This is a genomic window from Methyloversatilis universalis EHg5, from assembly GCF_000378945.1.
Classification (GTDB): domain Bacteria; phylum Pseudomonadota; class Gammaproteobacteria; order Burkholderiales; family Rhodocyclaceae; genus Methyloversatilis; species Methyloversatilis universalis_A.
Genome location: NZ_KB900539.1, coordinates 2491567 through 2508086, shown reverse-complemented (window position 1 = coordinate 2508086; position 16520 = coordinate 2491567). Strand labels below are relative to the sequence as shown.

Below are 16520 nucleotides of genomic sequence, written 5' to 3'. Positions count from 1 at the left end.
GCTGTCTGGATACTAGATGCCTGGGTCTCCGCTGGCCGCCTGTTCTGCGCACTGCACGATGTCATCGACCAGCGCTTCACGTTCCAGGCCGCAGGCACGGGTCAGGGCCGGGTCCAGCGTACCGGCGATGCCGGCAGCCGGCAGTCCGTCGCTGATGGCAAAGGCGATGCGTGCCGCCAGATGGGTGAGCCGGGACAGATCGCCGGCCTCTTCGAGCTGAGGCTGGCTGTAGTGCTGCAGCGCGTGCGCGATGTCGTCCGGGAAATTCCAGCGCATGGCCAGTTCGGCGCCCACTTCACAGTGATTGGTGTGCAGCTTGAGCTGTTCCATCGCGGCGCGTTCGCCCACGCTCAGGTCGTGACAGTCGCGGGCGATTTCGTCGGCGATGCGCGGGAAAGCGATGTGGATCATGAGCTGGCCGACCCGGTGCATGAGGCCGGCACTGTAGGCGTACTCACCATTCATGCCTGCCCGTTTCGCCAGCACCGACGCGAGCGTGGCGGTGAGCATGGCGTGCCGCCAGAATTTCTCCAGATCGACGCCGGGCACCTTCGGAAAGCTGCCGCTGATGCCGGCCGAAATGACCAGGGTGCGTACTGCGCGGGTGCCGATCAGCGTGACCGCCTCGTCGATTGAACCGACGCTGCGCCGGGTGCCGTAAAAGCCGGAATTGGCCAGCCTCAGCACACGGGCGGAAATGGTCGGGTCGGTGCGGATGTCGGCGATCAGCGGCTGCAGGTCGGCGTCTTCGTCGCGCAGCGTTTCGATCAGCTTCTGCACCACACGGGGAATGGTGGGCAGCTGGCCGGCGGCGGCGAACAGGCGCTCGATGGCGTGGGTCGGGGGCTGGGTCATCAAATCGTGTCCTGTCGAACGACCGTGTCAGCGGTTGCCGAGGTCGGCCGCCCAGGTCATGGCTTCGGAAACCGCCACATTGAAATCCTCGACCGTCAGCGGTGGCAGCGCGCCCAGTGCCTGCGCATAGTCGTTCAGTGCGTCCTCTTCCCAGTTGCGCAGCAGTGCGAGCAGGTTGCCGAGCAGACCGTGGCCGTCGGTCAGTGCGCCGCGTATGTGGTCGTCCACCGCCAGGGTGCGCAGCACTTCATCCATGCCCACGCCGAGCAGGGTGGGCAGCAGCGACAGGATGCCGGTCAGGAAGGCGGCGTCAGGGTCGCAGCTGCGGTTGTCGCAGCGTTCGGCCAGCAGTTCCATCGTGCGGGCGCGGGTGGCCACCATGTTGAGCAGTGGTTTGTTGTCGCCACCACCTTCCTGCGAACAGAACAGCAGCAGCTGCAGCCAGCGTTGCAACTGGCGCCGGCCGAGCAGGGTGATTGCTTCGCGCACGGTCGATATCTGGCGGTTGCTGCCGTTGCCGACCGAGTTGGTGATGCGCATCAGGTTCACCAGCAGCGCCGGCTCCTGCTTGATCAGCGGCTCCATCTCGCTGGTGTCGGCGTCGCTCATGACCATGCCGAGCAGGCGCAGCAGCGTGGTTTCACTGGCGGTGAGCGTGCGCGTGCTGAGCACGCTGGGGCGGGCGAAGTAATAACCCTGGAAGAAGCTGAAGCCGAGCTGGTGGCAGTAGGCCGCCTGTTCTGCGCTATCGACCTTTTCCGCCAGCAGCTTGGCGCTGAACGGACGGAATTTCTCGACCAGATCGGCCAGCGCGTCGGCGGGTACGCCCAGCAGGTCGATCTTGATGAAGGAGGCGATGCGGATCAGTGGCAGGAAGCGCTCGTCCAGCTCGAGCACGTCGTCCAGCGCCAGCTTGAAGCCCTTGCGTACCAGCTCGCGTGCGCGGGTGATGACTTCGGGCGTGGGCGGCACCGTTTCGAGCAGCTCGATCACGATCTTGTCTGCCGGCAGCAGTTCGATGGCTTCGGACATCAGCATTTCTTCGCTGACGTTGATGAAGCCCAGTGCGTCGCCGAGCGAGCGTTCCAGCCCCAGTTCGTTGAATACCGAGGTGATCACGCGCGCGGTGGCGCTGATATCGCAATGGAAATCCGCCTGTCCGACATGGCCGGAACGGAACAGCAGTTCGTAGGCGTACAGCGCACTGGTCCGGTCCAGGATGGGCTGTCGGCCGACATAGATGTTGTTGGTAGCGGCAGTGAGCATGAACCTGTTGTCGGCATGCCGGCCGCGACATTTAGGGGCGGGAACGCATTTATTTCACGTCGGTTTCATACCGCCCCGCGGCAGCCCATCCGCCATGCCGCGGAGGATGGGCGGACTGTGCTCAGAACGGCAGTGCGAGCTCCGGCCGGGCACCCAGCAGAACACGGCGGAAGTCGGCCTGGATGCGGGCAAGCGCGGCTTCGTTATCGGCCTCGAAGCGCAGCACGACCACCGGTGTGGTGTTCGATGCGCGCATCAGGCCGAAGCCGTCGGCGTACTCGACCCGCAGGCCGTCGATCTTGATGATGTCGCGGGCGCCGTCGAACACCGCTGATTGCTGCATTGCGGCGATCAGCGCGTGCGGTTCGCCTTCGTTCATCTTCAGATTCAGCTCGGGTGTGGAGGTGGCGGTGGGCAGCGCCTTCAGCACCGCGTTGGCGTCCGGCGAGGCGGACAGGATTTCCAGCAGGCGGGCGCCGGCGTAGAGGCCGTCGTCGAAGCCGAACCAGCGTTCCTTGAAGAACATGTGACCGCTCATCTCCCCGGCCAGCGCGGCGCCGCTCTGCTTGAGCTTGGCCTTGATCAGCGCGTGGCCGGTGTTCCACATGACCGGTTCGCCGCCGTGTTCGCGGATCCACGGTGCCAGCAGGCGGGTGCATTTGACGTCATAGACGATCTGGGCGCCCGGCTGACGCGACAGCACGTCGGCGGCGAACAGCATGAGCTGGCGGTCCGGGTAGATGATTTCGCCGTCGCGGGTGACCACGCCGAGGCGGTCGCCGTCGCCGTCGAAAGCCAGGCCGATTTCGGCGTCGCCGGCGGCCAGCACGCGGATCACGTCTTCCAGGTTTTCCGGCTTGGACGGGTCCGGATGGTGATTCGGGAAATTGCCATCCACTTCGCAGAACAGCGGCACCACTTCGCAACCCATCGCCTCGAACAGACGCGGGGCGATGTCGCCGGCCACGCCGTTGCCGCAGTCGATCACCACCTTCATGCGGCGCTTGAGCTTCACGTCGGCGGTGACGCGGGTGATGTAGGCGTCGCGCACGTCGGCCTGGCGGGTCGTGCCCTGGCCGTGCACCAGATCGTTTTCGATGATGCGGCGACGCAGGTCCTGGATCATGTCGCCGTACAGCGTCTGGCCACCCAGCACCATCTTCAGGCCGTTGTAGTCCGGCGGGTTATGGCTGCCGGTCACGCTGACGGCGCTGTCAGTGCCCAGATCGAAAGCGGCGAAGTAGGACAGCGGGGTCGGCACGCAGCCGATGTCCAGCACATCCACGCCGGCGGCGTTGATGCCTTCGGCCAGCGCACCGGCCAGTTCCGGGCCCGACAGCCGGCCGTCGCGGCCGACCGCGATCGTGCGCTGGCCGCGCTTCACCGCCTCGGAGCCGAGCGCGTGGCCGATGGCGCGCACCGCGTCGGCGGTGAGCGTCTTGTCCACGATGCCGCGGATATCGTAGGCCTTGAAGATTTCGGGTGCCGGGAAGGACATCGGTTTTCCTTTCTGCGTTCTGTTCTGTGGGGCGCCAGCGGGGATGCGGCAATGCATCAATTATCGCGTGCCGCCCATGACAGGCGCGCGGCATTGTTTTGCAAAGTGTCAGCCGCCCGTGATCAGGTTGGCGATGAAGGCCCGGGTTTCGGCCGGGCGCGGCGTGTCGCGCTCGCTGTCCATCATGCCCAGACCGAACACGTAGGCGTACAGCAGCAGGCTGCGGTTGGCGGCTTCGTCGGCGCTGCGACCGGCGGCGCGAAACAGCGTGGCGGTGCATTCGAGCCGTACCGCATCCACCGCGTCCAGCGTGGCGCGGGCTGCGGCGTCGTGCCGCGCCCAGTCGCGCACCGCCAGTTCGACCTGCATGCCGCGCCGGTTGCGCACCAGACTGTAGGTGTCGATCACGTGCAGCAGCTGGGCGATTTCCTCGCCGGGGGCGGCCTGGGTGCGACCACGGATGTCGTCGATGCGGCCATCGCGCCAGTGTTCCAGCATGGCGTCGAGCAGGGCGCGTCTGTCCTTGAAGTGCCAGTAGAAGCTGCCCTTGGTCACGCCTAGCTGGCGTGCCAGCGTTTCGACTTTCACGCCATCGAGCCCGGCATCGGCCAGGGTCTGTATTGCTGCACGCACCCAGGTTTGCTGATCGGTCTGGAGGCGGGGAGGGGAATCGGTATCGGACATGACGGTATTCCGGTGCGGATTGCTGTGGACCGCTGTGGACTGTTGACGGCTCAATTGCGCATACGGTACCGTATGGTCCGTACATACGCATCCGTATGGAAGTTGAAGCGGATGAGCGGACAGCGTGTGCGCGATGCGGCCGGCGGCCGTTCGCCTTACCATCCGACTCCATCATCAACGCAGTGCAGCAGAGCGCAGGAGGCGCAGGCATGAAGATTCTGGTCCCGGTCAAGCGGGTGATCGATTACAACGTGAAGATCCGCGTGGCCGCAGATGGCAGCGGCGTGGAAACCGCGAACGTGAAGATGTCGATGAACCCCTTCGACGAAATCGCGGTGGAAGAGGCGGTGCGCCTGAAAGAAGCCGGCATCGCGACCGAAGTGGTGGTGGTGTCGGCCGGCGTGGCCGGCAGCGTCGATACGCTGCGTACCGCGATGGCGCTGGGCGCCGACCGCGCCATCCATGTGAATACCGATGCCGAACTGCAGCCGCTGGCGGTGGCCAAGCTGCTGCAGGCGGTCGCTGGCCGCGAACAGCCGCAACTGGTGATCTGCGGCAAGCAGGCGATCGACGACGACGCCAACCAGACCGGTCAGATGCTGGCTGCGCTGCTGGGCTGGGGCCAGGCGGCCTTCGCGTCGAAGGTGAGCGTGGCCGATGGCCGCGCGTCGGTCACCCGCGAAATCGACGGCGGTCTGGAAACCGTGAGCGTGGCGCTGCCGGCGGTGATCACCACCGACCTGCGCCTGAACGAACCGCGCTTCGCCAGCCTGCCCAACATCATGAAGGCGAAGAAGAAGCCGCTGGACACCGTGACGCCGGAAGAACTGGGCGTCGATGTGTCGCCGCGCCTGAAGACGCTGAAGGTGGCCGAGCCGCCGAAGCGTCAGGCCGGTGTCAAGGTGGCCTCGGTGGCCGAACTGGTCGCGAAGCTGCGCGACGAAGCCAAAGTGCTGCGCTGAGGAGCCCGACATGAGCATTCTGGTCATTGCAGAACACGACAACGCCGGCCTGCGTCCGGCGACGCTGAACACCCTGGCCGCCGCGGCGAAGATCGGCGGCGACATCATCGTGCTGGTGGCCGGCAGCGGCTGCGCCGGCGCTGCTGCGGCCGCTGCTGCGGTGCCGGGCGTCGCGAAGGTGCTGAGCGCCGACGCCGCCCACCTGGCCCACCCGACCGCGGAAGATCTGGCCGCGGTGACGCTGGCGGCCGCCGTCGGTCACAGCCATGTGCTGGCGCCGGCCGGCAGCTTCGGCAAGAACTTCATGCCGCGCGTCGCGGCGACGCTGGACGTGGCCCAGGTGTCGGACATCGTCGAGGTGGTGTCGGCCGACACCTTCGTGCGCCCGATCTACGCCGGCAATGCGCTGGCCACGGTGCAGAGCGCCGATCCGGTCAAGGTGGTGACGGTACGCGCGACCGCCTTCGATCCGGTGGCTGCCACCGGCGGCAGCGCACCGGTCGAGGCGCTGGCCGCACCGGCCGCCAGCCCGCTGTCGGCCTTCGTGTCGCAGGAACTGTCGACCTCGGCCCGCCCGGAACTGGGCAATGCCCGCGTGGTGGTGACCGGTGGCCGTGCGCTGGGCAGCGCCGAAGCCTACGCCAGCGTGCTCGAGCCGCTGGCCGACAGGCTGGGTGCGGCGCTCGGCGCCAGCCGTGCCGCGGTCGACTCCGGCTATGCGCCGAATGATTCGCAGGTCGGGCAGACCGGCAAGATCGTCGCGCCCGATCTGTATATCGCGATTGGCGTGTCCGGTGCCATCCAGCACCTGGCCGGCATGAAGGATTCCAAGGTGATCGTCGCGATCAACAAGGATGAGGAAGCCGCCATTTTCCAGGTGGCCGATTACGGCCTGGTCGGCGATCTGTTCGAACTGGTGCCTCAGCTGGTCAGGGAACTGGGCTGACGCCGGTACCGGAAGGGCGGCGGACCGCGCTGCCCTTCCGGTCTCTTGCCCACTTTCAAGCGCGTTCACACGCGACCGTCCGGTCGCACACCTTTCCTTTCACCCATTCTTTCAATCTCGAAGGCCGTCAGAGCCCGAGGAGGAGACGCTCATGAGCGAATACGTCGCGCCGCTGCAGGACATGCGCTTCGCACTGGAACTGGCTGGCCTGGACGAAGTGTCCGCGCTGCCGGGCTATGAAGAGGCCAGCCCGGACGTGATCGATGCGGTGCTGGAAGAGGCGGCCCGCTTCACCGGTGAGGTGCTGTCGCCGCTGAACCGGGTGGGCGACCGGGTGGGCGCGAAACTGGGCGAGGACGGCCGGGTCGGCATGCCGGAGGGTTTCGCGCAGGCCTACCGGGCCTGGGCTGACAACGGCTGGAACGGCATGGGCTGCGACCCTGAACACGGCGGCGCCGGCATGCCGCATCTGGCGGTGGCGCAGATCCAGGAAATGGTGATGGGCGCTAATATGGCGTTCTCGCTGTGCCCGCTGCTGACTGCCGGCGCCATCGAGGCGCTGGCACTGTGCGGGTCTGAGGCGCAGAAGGCGCTCTACCTTGATCGCATGGTGAGCGGCGAATGGACCGGCACCATGAATCTGACCGAACCGCAGGCCGGCTCCGATCTGGCGGCGGTGCGCAGTCGCGCCGAACCGCAGCCGGACGGCAGCTACCGGGTGTCCGGACAGAAGATTTTCATCACCTTCGGCGATCACGAACTGGCGTCCAACATCGTGCATCTGGTGCTGGCCCGCACGCCGGGCGCCCCTGAGGGCGTCAAGGGGATTTCGCTGTTCATCGTGCCCAAGTTCATTCCGGACGCCGACGGCAATCCCGGCGTGCGCAACGACGTGCGCTGCGTGTCGCTGGAACACAAGCTGGGCATACACGCCAGCCCGACCTGCGTGATGGCCTTCGGCGATGCCGGTGGCGCCACTGGCTGGCTGTGCGGCGAAGAGAACCGCGGCATCGAGTACATGTTCATCATGATGAACGCCGCCCGCTATGCGGTGGGGCTGCAGGGCATCGCGGTGGCCGAGCGCGCCTTCCAGCAGGCCCGCGAGTACGCCAATGAACGCCGCCAAGGTGGCGAGGCTGGCGTGAAGGGCGGCGGCAGCGTGGCCATCGTCCGTCACCCGGACGTACGCCGCATGCTGATGCGCATGAAGTCGCAGGTCGAGGCCATGCGTGCGCTGGCGGCGGTGACCGCGGCGGCGCGCGACCGCGCGGCGCGTCACCCGGATGAAGCCGAACGTACGCGCGCCCAGGCCTTTGTCGAACTGATGATTCCGCTGGTCAAGGGCTGGAGCACCGAAACTGCGAACGAGGTGGCGTCGCTGGGCGTGCAGGTGCACGGCGGCATGGGCTATGTCGAGGAAACCGGCGCCGCGCAGTACCTGCGCGATGCGCGCATCACCAATATCTACGAAGGCACGACCGGCATACAGGCGAACGATCTGGTCGGCCGCAAGATCGCCCGCGACGGTGGCGAAGCCGCGCGCGCGGTGCTGGCCGACATGCGTCAAACGGCGGTGGAACTGCGCGCGGCCGGGCTGGAGGCCATCGCCGCCGGTCTCGATGACGCGACGCAGGCGCTGGAACGCGGCATCGATTTCGTGCTTGCTCACTGGCGCAGCGACGTGCGCGCGGTGCTGGCCGGCGCGGTGCCGCTGCTCATGCTGTTCGGCCGCGCGGCCGGCGGCTGGCAGCTCGCGCGCAGCGCCCTGATCGCGCAGCGCAAGCTGGCGGCTGGCGACGGCGATGCGGATTTCCTGCGCGCGAAAACGGTGTCGGCCCGCTTCTACGCCGATCACGTGCTGAGCGAATGCGGCGGGCTGGCGCACATGGTGTGCAGCGGTGCCGCGGGCGCGCTGGACGACGCGGCCGCGCTCTAGTCTTTCCGGCCGGCCAGCACCTGGGCCAGTTCGACCGCCGAGCGCACGCCCATCTTCTCGAAGATGCGTGCGCGGTGAACCTCCACGGTGCGCATGGTGACGCCGAGGTCGCTGGCGATCACCTTGTTCATCTGGCCGGCCAGCACCCGCTCCATCACTTCGATCTCGCGCTGGGTGAGCTGGGCGATGCGTTCCTCTATCGCCTGCAGCGCGGCGCGTTTCGACACCTGCTCACGGTGCATGGCCAGCGCGGCCAGTGCGCGATCCACCAGTTCGTTGTCGTTGAAGGGCTTTTCGACGAAATCGAACGCCCCCTGCTTGATCGCGCCGACCGCCATCGGCACGTCGCCGTGTCCGGTCAGGAAGATGACCGGCAGCGTGTGGCCGTGCTCGTGCAGCCAGTCGAACAGTTCCAGTCCGCTCATGCCGTCCATCCGGATGTCCAGCACCAGGCAGCCGCAGTGGGCGATTTCGCCGCTGTCCAGCAGCGCCTCGGCCGACGGCCAGGTGCGCACCGCGTGACCGCGCGAGCGGAACAGCCAGCCGAGCGCGTCGCGGATGGCGTCGTCGTCGTCGACGATGAAAATCTGGCTTTCGGGTGCGCTCATGGCGTTGCGCCTCCGGCAGGCAGTTTCAGGATGAACACCGTGCCGCCGCCATCAGCCGCCTCGAACCACAGCCGGCCGTGGTGCAGTTCGACGATGGAGCGGCAGATGTTCAGCCCCATGCCCATGCCGTCCGGCTTGGTGGTGAAGAAGGGGGCGAACAGCTTGTCGGCCACCTCCGGCGGGATGCCGGCACCGGTGTCGCGCACCGACACCTGAACGCCCTCGGCATCGGCGCCGGTCTGTATCAGCAGGCGGCGGCGCTCCGGTGCGCAGGCGGCCATCGCGTCCATGCCGTTGCGGATCAGATTGAGCAGCACCTGTTCGATCATCACCCGGTCGGCGTGGATGTCGGGCAGCCCGCCGGCCAGCGAGCTGGAAATGCGGATGTCGCGCTTGCGCGCATCGGCTTCGATCAGTCCGAGTGCCTCCTCGACCACATCGTTCAGCGAACAGGCCACGCGCTTGGGTTCGGAGCGGCGCACGAATTCATGCACCCGGCGGATGATGGTGCCGGCCCGCTTTGCCTGCGAACTCATTTTCGTCAGTGGCTCCTTCAGGTCGGGCAGGGTGCCGGTGCCGTGCTCGACCATATTCAGGCAGGCGGTGCTGTAGCTGGCGATGGCTGACAGCGGCTGATTCAGTTCGTGCGCCAGCGTCGAGGCCATTTCGCCCATGGTGATCAGGCGGCCGGTGAACTGCAGCTTTTCCTGCTGCTGCCGGTACAGCTCTTCCGCCTGCTTGCGCTCGGTGATGTCGAGCACCGAACTCATCCAGCCGACGTGACGGCCGCGGGCATCCATCAGCGGCGCCTCGGAAATGAGCACGTCGAAGCGCTGGCCGTCGCGGCGCACGAATTTCAGTTCCATCGCCTCGTGTGACATGGCGCCGCCGGCCAGGATGCCGTCGTGCAGCGCGCGGATGTGTTCCGCCTCTTCCGGCGCCCAGTAGGGCATGGGGGGCGTCATCGCCATCAGTTCTTCCGCACTCCAGCCCACCATGCGGCAGAAGGCCGGGTTCACGTGGCTGATGCGGCCGCTGAGATCGCGTGCGCGCAGGCCGATGATGAGCGAATCCTCCATCGCGGTGCGGAAGCTGTGTTCTTCGCGCAGCGCCTGTTCGGCGGCCAGCCGGCGCACCAGATGCCGGCGCAGCGCCCACAGGCTCCACAGCATGGTGAGCGCGAGGCCGACGATGGTGACCACGAGCAGCGCGGGCAGCAGCCGTGTCTCGCTGCGGTAGGCGGTTACCCGCAGACGCAGGCCGTGCCCGGGCGGATCGAAGGCGAGTGCGTAATTCATCTCACCGTGTTCGGCCGCCACCTTGGACTTGCTGGCCAGCACGGCTTCGGTGTTGTCGATCACATCCAGCTTGTAGCGCTCGGCAAACCACCAGGGCACCGACTGCGACAGCATCTGGCCGATCGAGTAGCGCCCGAGCATCCAGCCCAGATCGCCGCCCAGCGGCGCCAGCACCTCGAAATGAACGTCGCCGTCCGGCATGCGCTGCGGCGGCAGATAGACCGCCCGACCGGTGGTGCCGGACAGGCGGGCCGGGCCCGCCAGTTCGCCACCCTCCACATCCGGTGCCTGCAGCGTGTCGATCTTCAGCAACCCGTGCCCGTTGGCGATCAGGCTGCGCAGCCGGGCCTCGATCACTAGCGGGTCGAGCCGGCGGTCGCCCGCGTCGCGACCGATCTGCGCCATCTGCTCGGCGTTGCGGTCGAGATGGAAGCGCAGGTCCTGTTCCATCCACAGCACGTCGTTGATCAAGGTCGCGCGCTGTTCGTCCAGATCGTTGCGGTGCAGCCACCACACCAGCGCACCGATGGCGACCAGAAACAGCGCGACCGCAATCCGCGGCACGATCCAGTACCAGCCGGGGCCGGAGGCGGGAGCGGGCAGGGGGGGCGTGAGGTTGGGGACGGTATTCATGACGGGCAAGGGGGCAGGCTGCCCATCATAAGTGGGTCGGGCAGGGGTGGTGTTTCGGTTTTCCACAGCCGGCCCTGCGGTTGCGGATTTCCACAATGGCCGCGGGCTGCCCGGCCGACCAGAATCCGATCATCACATCGGCCGTCCGCGCCGTGTGGCCTTCCAATACGAGGAGACACCATGAAACTGCATTCCCTGCTGTTCGGCCTGCTGACGCTGGGCCTGACGCCGCTGGCCATGGCCCAGCAGCCCATCGTGATCAAGTTCAGCCACGTGGTGGCGACCGAAACGCCGAAGGGCAAGGCAGCCGAGTACTTCAAGAAGCGCGCTGAAGAACTGACCGGTGGCAAGGTGAAGGTCGAGGTGTATCCGAACAGCCAGCTGTACAAGGACAAGGAAGAGATGGAGGCGCTGCAGCTCGGCGCGGTGCAGATGCTGGCGCCGTCGCTGGCCAAATTCGGCCCGCTGGGCGTGAAGGAATTCGAGGTGTTCGACCTGCCCTTCATCTTCGATAACTACGACGAACTGCACCGCGTGACCCAGGGCCCGATCGGCGCATCCATCCTGAAAAAGCTGGAGCCCAAGGGCATCGTCGGTCTGGCCTTCTGGGACAACGGTTTCAAGTCCTTCTCGGCCAACACCCCGATCAAGACGCCGGCTGACCTGAAGGGCAAGAAGCTGCGCATCCAGTCGTCGAAGGTGCTGGAAGAGGAAATCCGTGCGCTGGGCGCGCTGCCGCAGGTGATGGCGTTCTCCGAGGCCTACCAGGCGCTGCAGACCGGTGTGGTTGATGGCACCGAGAATCCGCACTCGAACATGTACACCCAGAAGATGCATGAGGTGCAGAAGTACATGAGCGTGACCGATCACGGCTATCTGGGTTATGCGGTGATCGTGAACAAGAAGTTCTGGGACGGCCTGCCGGCCGATGTGCGCGGCCAGCTGGACACCGCGATGAAGGAATCCACCGCCTACGCGAACAAGATCGCGAAGGAAGAGAACGACGCTTCGCTGGAAGGCATCCGCAAGAGCGGCAAGACCCAGATCTACGTGCCCACCCCGGACGAGCGCATGGCGTTCAAGCGTGCGCTGGTGCCGGTGCACAAGAAGATGGAAAGCCGGATCGGCGAACAGACCCTGCGCGACATCTACAAGGAAACCGCGTTCGATCCCACCAAGCTGTAACAGCGTCTGCCGCGGCGGCCGTTCCGGTCGCCGCCTCCTCCTCTCTCCGTCCGGAGGCTTCCCATGAAATTTCTCGATCACCTTGAGGAGTGGCTCATCACTGCCCTCATCGGTGCTGCGACGCTCATCGTGTTCGTCGCCGTGGTGCACCGCTATCTCGCCGGCTACGCGATTCCCGGCCTGCAGGACTGGCTGCTGTCGATCAACCTGAGCTGGGCGCAGGAACTGACCATCATCATGTTCGTATGGATGGCCAAGTTCGGTGCGGCCTACGGCGTGCGCACCGGCATCCACGTCGGGGTCGACGTGCTGATCAACCGGCTGCAGCCAAAGAATCGCGCGAAGTTTGTCGTGTTCGGCCTGCTTGCCGGCGCGCTGTTTACCGCCACCGTCGGCACGCTGGGCGCCTCTTTCGTCTGGGAAAACGGCGCGCATCACGCGGTGTTCTCCTGGCTGGGCCGCGACCTGACCGACATTCCTGAAGGCCCGACCACGCCCGATCTGGAGTGGCCGACCTGGATCGTCTATTCGGCGATTCCTTTCGGTTCCTACCTGATGTGTTTCCGCTTCCTGCAGGTGACGCTGGGCTTCATCCGTACCGGTGCACTGCCGCACCACGACCACGGCCATGTCGATGGTCTGGACGAAGTCACCGAATCGAAGGAGGCACGCGCATGAACGCCCTCATCATTTTCACGCTGCTGTTCGTGCTGATGCTGACCGGCATGCCGATCTCGATCTCGCTCGGCCTGACGGTGCTCACCTTCCTGTTCACGATGACCCAGGTGCCACTGGAATCGGTGGCGCTGAAGCTGTTCACCGGCATCGAGAAGTTCGAAATCATGGCGATTCCGTTCTTCATCCTGGCCGGCAACTTCCTGACCCACGGCGGGGTGGCGAAACGGATGATCGCCTTTGCTACTTCGCTGGTCGGGCACTGGTACGGCGGTCTGGGCCTGGCCGGCGTACTGGCCTGTGCGCTGTTTGCCGCGGTGTCCGGCTCCAGCCCGGCGACGGTGGTGGCCATCGGCTCCATCCTGCTGCCGGCGATGGTGAAGGCGGGGTTCCCGAACCGCTTCGGCGCCGGCGTCATCTCGACATCAGGTGCGCTGGGCATCCTGATCCCGCCATCCATCGTGATGGTCATGTACTCGGTGGCGACCAACACTTCGGTCGGTGCGCTGTTCATGGCCGGCGTCGTGCCGGGCCTGGCGCTGGCCGGCGTACTCGGTTTCGTCACCTGGTACCGGGCCCGCAAGTTCGACTACCCGCGCCAGCCCAAAGCCTCGACCGCCGAGCGCCTGAAGGCCTTCCGTGAGTCGATCTGGGGCCTGCTGCTGATCGTGGTGGTGATGGGCGGCATCTACACCGGCATCTTCACGCCGACCGAAGCCGCCGCCATGAGTGCGGTGTATGCCTTCATCGTCGCGGTGTTCGTGTATCGCGACATGGGTCTGCGCGACGTGCCCAAGGTGCTGCTGAACTCGGCCAACATGAGCGCGATGCTGCTGTACATCATCACCAATGCGGTGCTGTTCAGCTTCATCATGACCAACGAGAACATTCCGCAGGCGCTGGCCGAGTGGATGCTGGGTCAGGGCCTGGGCCCGATCGCCTTCCTGCTGGCGGTGAACGTCATCCTGCTGCTGGCCGGCAACGTGATGGAGCCGTCGTCCATCGTGCTCATCTTCGCGCCCATCCTGTTTCCGGTGGCGGTCAAGCTGGGCATAGACCCGGTGCACTTCGGCATCATGATGGTGGTCAATATGGAGGTCGGCATGTGCCACCCGCCGGTGGGCCTGAACCTCTACGTGGCCTCCGGCATCACCAAGATGGGCATCACCGAGCTGACGGTGGCGGTGTGGCCCTGGCTGCTGTCCATGCTGGGCTTCCTGGTGGTGGTGACCTACTGGCCGCCGCTGTCGCTGTGGCTGCCGCGCATGCTGGGCATGATCAACTGATGCTGCGCTGAAATTCTGTTGCAATGCACAAGGCCGCATGGTGTTCCATGCGGCCTTTTTTCATGGATGCGACTCAAGTCGGCAATGTGAACGCCCGTTACAGAAGCCTGAGGAGATCGACGGCGGGCATCTACAAAATAAAGAGCCGTTCGACCAGAGCCCACCCAGAAAGACAAGGACCGGAGACATGACGAACATGCTGAGCATTCGCAAGGCTTTCCTTTTCCACTCGATTTTTGCGTCGGTCATGTGCGTGACCGTCTTCGGCGTGCAGGAGACGCTGTTCCCGGGCTGGCCGGGGCTGCTGGTGGCCGGCGCGATCTGCGCGGCAGCCATTGTCGGCGTCGGTGTGTGGTTCGGCAGCGCTTTCGGCCAGCGTGCCGAACTGCTGGTCAATGCGATGCACAGCCTGTCCGAAGGCAAGCTCAATCACAAGCTCAATCTGTCCGGCAAGGATGACTTCGCCTGGCTGGGCTACGAGTACAACCAGGCCTGCAAGTCCTTCCGCAAGCTGATCGAGAAGATGACCGTGCTGTCCTCGACGCTGACCTCGTCGGCCGAAGAACTGTCACGGCTGACCACCAGTGCCAACGAAACCGGTTCGCAGCAGGCGGACCGCATCCGTACCGTGGCCGAGGCAATGGAGGAGATGACCGCCTCCGCACGTCAGGTGGCCGACCTGTCGGCGGATATGGACGGCATCGTGCGCACCGCAGGTGACAGCACCCGCGGTGGCAAGACCGATCTTGAAGTGTCGATGGAAGGCGTGAGCCGCATCGCCCGCGAAATGGAAGAATCGCTGCAGGTGATCGAACGCCTGGTCAGGGATTCGGAAGAGATCGCCAAGATCAACGATGTGGTGAAGGACATTTCCGACCAGACCAATCTGCTGGCGCTGAACGCGGCGATCGAGGCGGCACGTGCCGGCGAGCAGGGCCGCGGCTTCGCGGTGGTGGCGGACGAGGTGCGCAAGCTGGCCCAGCGTACCCAGGGCTCGACTGCCGATATCGAACAGATCGTGGCCAAGATCCGTCACGACGCGCAGGAAACCGTGGAGCGTGTGGGGCAGGCCAGCCAGCGGGTAAGCGGAGCGGTCACCACTTCGCGTGACGCGGTGGAAACCTTCGAATCCATCCTGAACCGCATGGACGAACTGGCGCACAAGTCGGGCGAGGTCGCCACCAGCATGCGCGAGCAGGACACTACAGCGCACGCCATCCTGCGCAACGCCGGCGAGCTGTCGGCCCTGTCGGAAGACAACGCGCGTGGCGTATCGCAGACCGCTTCCCAGGGCGAAGCGGTGGCCGCTTCGGCACGCGAGCTGGAAGCCAGTCTGCGCAGTTTCCAGATCTGAGTTCCGGCGCGCTTCGCGCAAGAAAAAAGCCGGCCCCGGGGCCGGCTTTTTTACGCCCGTTTCAGGGCGCCTGTCTGGCTTCGCCGAGTTTCAGTCTGGCCTGTTCGTCGATTCGCGATTCGATGAAGCTGCGGATCGCCCATACCGCTTGAGGGGTCAGTACACCGTCCCATGGCGGCATGTGCTGCACGTCCAGCACCCGCTTGCCGCGCCGGACCGATTTCACGAAGTAGTGATCGACATCGGCCATGCAGCGCTGGTGCAGTGCGGCATCGGCTACTTTCTGACATCCGCGCTGCAGGCGCAGCAGGTTGGGGCCGACCTGGTTCCGGTGGTTGAGATCCGGCCCGTGGCAGACCGCGCACGACTCGTTGTACAGCGCGCGACCGGTGGCCACCACTGCGCTGTTGCCGCGGTAGGGGTTGAGCTCGGCCCAGCCGTCGGGAATCGGCGGCAGCGACGAGGTATCGGTCTTCGGCGGCAGTGCCTCGACCGACGGATCCCCTGCCCATGACGGCGCCTGGGCCATCAGAGTCAGTGCGATCAGGCCGGGCAGAGCCTTCTTCAATGCATGCATGTCGTTTCTCCTGGGCCGTTCACCAGCCGACGGGGCAGCCCTTGCACTCGTCGAAATTGGCGTCGAGGAACACGGTGTAGCGGATCAGGCAGCCATCGACGATGGCGTGCCGGAAATCGGCGCTGCCGAACTTGGTTTCCTGCAGATTGGCGTCGATCAGCCGCGCGTAGTGGAAGCGGGCAAACATCGGACGGGCTGCTTCGAGATTGGCGGCGGTGAGATCGGCGTGGCTGAAGTCCGCACGGAACATGCGGGCGAACTCGAGATTCGCTCCGCGCAGCTGGGCGCCCTTGAGGCTGGACGCCGGCATGCTGATCTTCTGCATCTGCGCGGCGGTCAGGTCGGCGCGGTCCAGGATGGCGCCCGCCAGATTTGCAGACCTCAGATCGACCCTGACCATGTTCGCTCCGGTGAAGTCGGCGCCGGCCAGATCCTTGGCCGACAGATCCGCATGGCGCAGGTCGGCACCCGGGCAGCGGGTGTAGGGCCAGATCGGACAGCCGTTGATGACCGGTGGCTCGCCGCTCTGTACTTCGGCGTGGGCGGGGAGGGTGAGAGATGCGGACAGCAGTGCGGCCGCAAGGATGCGACCGCGAGGGAGGCGACCTCGCATGTGTTCTCCGGAAAAAAAGGACACCCGAGAACCGCACGGCGGAAACGCGGCGGGAGTGCCTGCGCACAAGGTGCAGGAATGCGGTCTCGGGCGAAGCCGGCGACGCAGTGCCGGCGGAGGACAACACGCCCCTTCCGGATGGAA

At 65.8% G+C, this 16520-nt stretch carries 15 protein-coding genes; 7 read left to right on the top strand and 8 right to left on the bottom strand.

Going from position 1 to position 16520, the window contains the following annotated elements:
• Window positions 1-12: 12 nt before the first annotated feature.
• From METUNV2_RS0111550 to METUNV2_RS0111535, 4 genes are all read right to left on the bottom strand, one after another.
• Window positions 13-855, bottom strand: coding sequence for an HDOD domain-containing protein (locus tag METUNV2_RS0111550; protein WP_018229635.1), 843 nt, complete (start codon window positions 853-855; stop codon window positions 13-15).
• A gap of 27 nt (window positions 856-882) precedes the next feature.
• Entirely contained in the window at window positions 883-2121 is a 1239-nt protein-coding gene (locus tag METUNV2_RS0111545; RefSeq protein ID WP_018229634.1) for an EAL and HDOD domain-containing protein, read from the bottom strand.
• A gap of 121 nt (window positions 2122-2242) precedes the next feature.
• On the bottom strand, window positions 2243-3619 hold the full coding sequence (locus METUNV2_RS0111540; protein ID WP_018229633.1) for a phosphomannomutase/phosphoglucomutase: 1377 nt from the start codon (window positions 3617-3619) through the stop codon (window positions 2243-2245).
• 108 nt (window positions 3620-3727) lie between these two features.
• Window positions 3728-4303, bottom strand: coding sequence for a TetR/AcrR family transcriptional regulator (locus METUNV2_RS0111535; RefSeq protein ID WP_018229632.1), 576 nt, complete (start codon window positions 4301-4303; stop codon window positions 3728-3730).
• A gap of 209 nt (window positions 4304-4512) precedes the next feature.
• On the opposite strand from METUNV2_RS0111535, the gene METUNV2_RS0111530 reads away from it, so the two are divergent.
• From METUNV2_RS0111530 to METUNV2_RS0111520, 3 genes are all read left to right on the top strand, one after another.
• Window positions 4513-5265, top strand: a complete 753-nt coding sequence (locus tag METUNV2_RS0111530) for an electron transfer flavoprotein subunit beta/FixA family protein (RefSeq protein ID WP_018229631.1) — start codon at window positions 4513-4515, stop codon at window positions 5263-5265.
• 10 nt (window positions 5266-5275) lie between these two features.
• On the top strand, window positions 5276-6211 hold the full coding sequence (locus METUNV2_RS0111525) for an FAD-binding protein (protein ID WP_018229630.1): 936 nt from the start codon (window positions 5276-5278) through the stop codon (window positions 6209-6211).
• A 151-nt stretch (window positions 6212-6362) separates the two neighbouring features.
• Window positions 6363-8147 (top strand): acyl-CoA dehydrogenase, encoded by a 1785-nt coding sequence (locus METUNV2_RS0111520; RefSeq protein WP_018229629.1) that lies wholly within the window; start codon window positions 6363-6365, stop codon window positions 8145-8147.
• Here METUNV2_RS0111520 and METUNV2_RS0111515 read toward each other — a convergent pair.
• Together METUNV2_RS0111515 and METUNV2_RS0111510 are read right to left on the bottom strand one after the other, a co-directional pair.
• Window positions 8144-8755, bottom strand: coding sequence for a response regulator transcription factor (locus tag METUNV2_RS0111515; protein ID WP_018229628.1), 612 nt, complete (start codon window positions 8753-8755; stop codon window positions 8144-8146). The two genes, METUNV2_RS0111520 and METUNV2_RS0111515, sit on opposite strands and share 4 nt — an antisense overlap.
• Window positions 8752-10686 (bottom strand): sensor histidine kinase, encoded by a 1935-nt coding sequence (locus METUNV2_RS0111510; protein ID WP_232415668.1) that lies wholly within the window; start codon window positions 10684-10686, stop codon window positions 8752-8754. The genes METUNV2_RS0111515 and METUNV2_RS0111510 overlap by 4 nt, the downstream gene beginning before the upstream one ends.
• A gap of 180 nt (window positions 10687-10866) precedes the next feature.
• Between METUNV2_RS0111510 and METUNV2_RS0111505 the strand changes: the two genes are divergently transcribed.
• From METUNV2_RS0111505 to METUNV2_RS0111490, 4 genes are all read left to right on the top strand, one after another.
• Complete coding sequence (locus METUNV2_RS0111505; RefSeq protein WP_018229626.1) at window positions 10867-11871, top strand: TRAP transporter substrate-binding protein; 1005 nt, start codon at window positions 10867-10869, stop codon at window positions 11869-11871.
• Window positions 11872-11934: 63 nt separating this feature from the next.
• The gene (locus METUNV2_RS0111500; RefSeq protein ID WP_018229625.1) at window positions 11935-12549 is read left to right on the top strand and encodes a TRAP transporter small permease; all 615 of its coding nucleotides are present in this window, start codon (window positions 11935-11937) and stop codon (window positions 12547-12549) included.
• The gene (locus METUNV2_RS0111495; RefSeq protein WP_018229624.1) at window positions 12546-13832 is read left to right on the top strand and encodes a TRAP transporter large permease; all 1287 of its coding nucleotides are present in this window, start codon (window positions 12546-12548) and stop codon (window positions 13830-13832) included. The genes METUNV2_RS0111500 and METUNV2_RS0111495 overlap by 4 nt, the downstream gene beginning before the upstream one ends.
• Window positions 13833-14019: 187 nt before the next feature.
• A complete protein-coding gene (locus METUNV2_RS0111490) occupies window positions 14020-15186 on the top strand; it encodes a methyl-accepting chemotaxis protein (protein WP_018229623.1) in 1167 nt (388 codons plus the stop codon).
• A 61-nt stretch (window positions 15187-15247) separates the two neighbouring features.
• Here the strand turns inward: METUNV2_RS0111490 and METUNV2_RS0111485 are convergent, their stop codons facing one another.
• Both METUNV2_RS0111485 and METUNV2_RS0111480 read right to left on the bottom strand, forming a co-directional pair.
• Window positions 15248-15763, bottom strand: coding sequence for a c-type cytochrome (locus METUNV2_RS0111485; RefSeq protein WP_018229622.1), 516 nt, complete (start codon window positions 15761-15763; stop codon window positions 15248-15250).
• Between the two features lie 19 nt (window positions 15764-15782).
• Complete coding sequence (locus METUNV2_RS0111480) at window positions 15783-16376, bottom strand: pentapeptide repeat-containing protein (RefSeq protein ID WP_018229621.1); 594 nt, start codon at window positions 16374-16376, stop codon at window positions 15783-15785.
• Window positions 16377-16520: the final 144 nt, after the last annotated feature.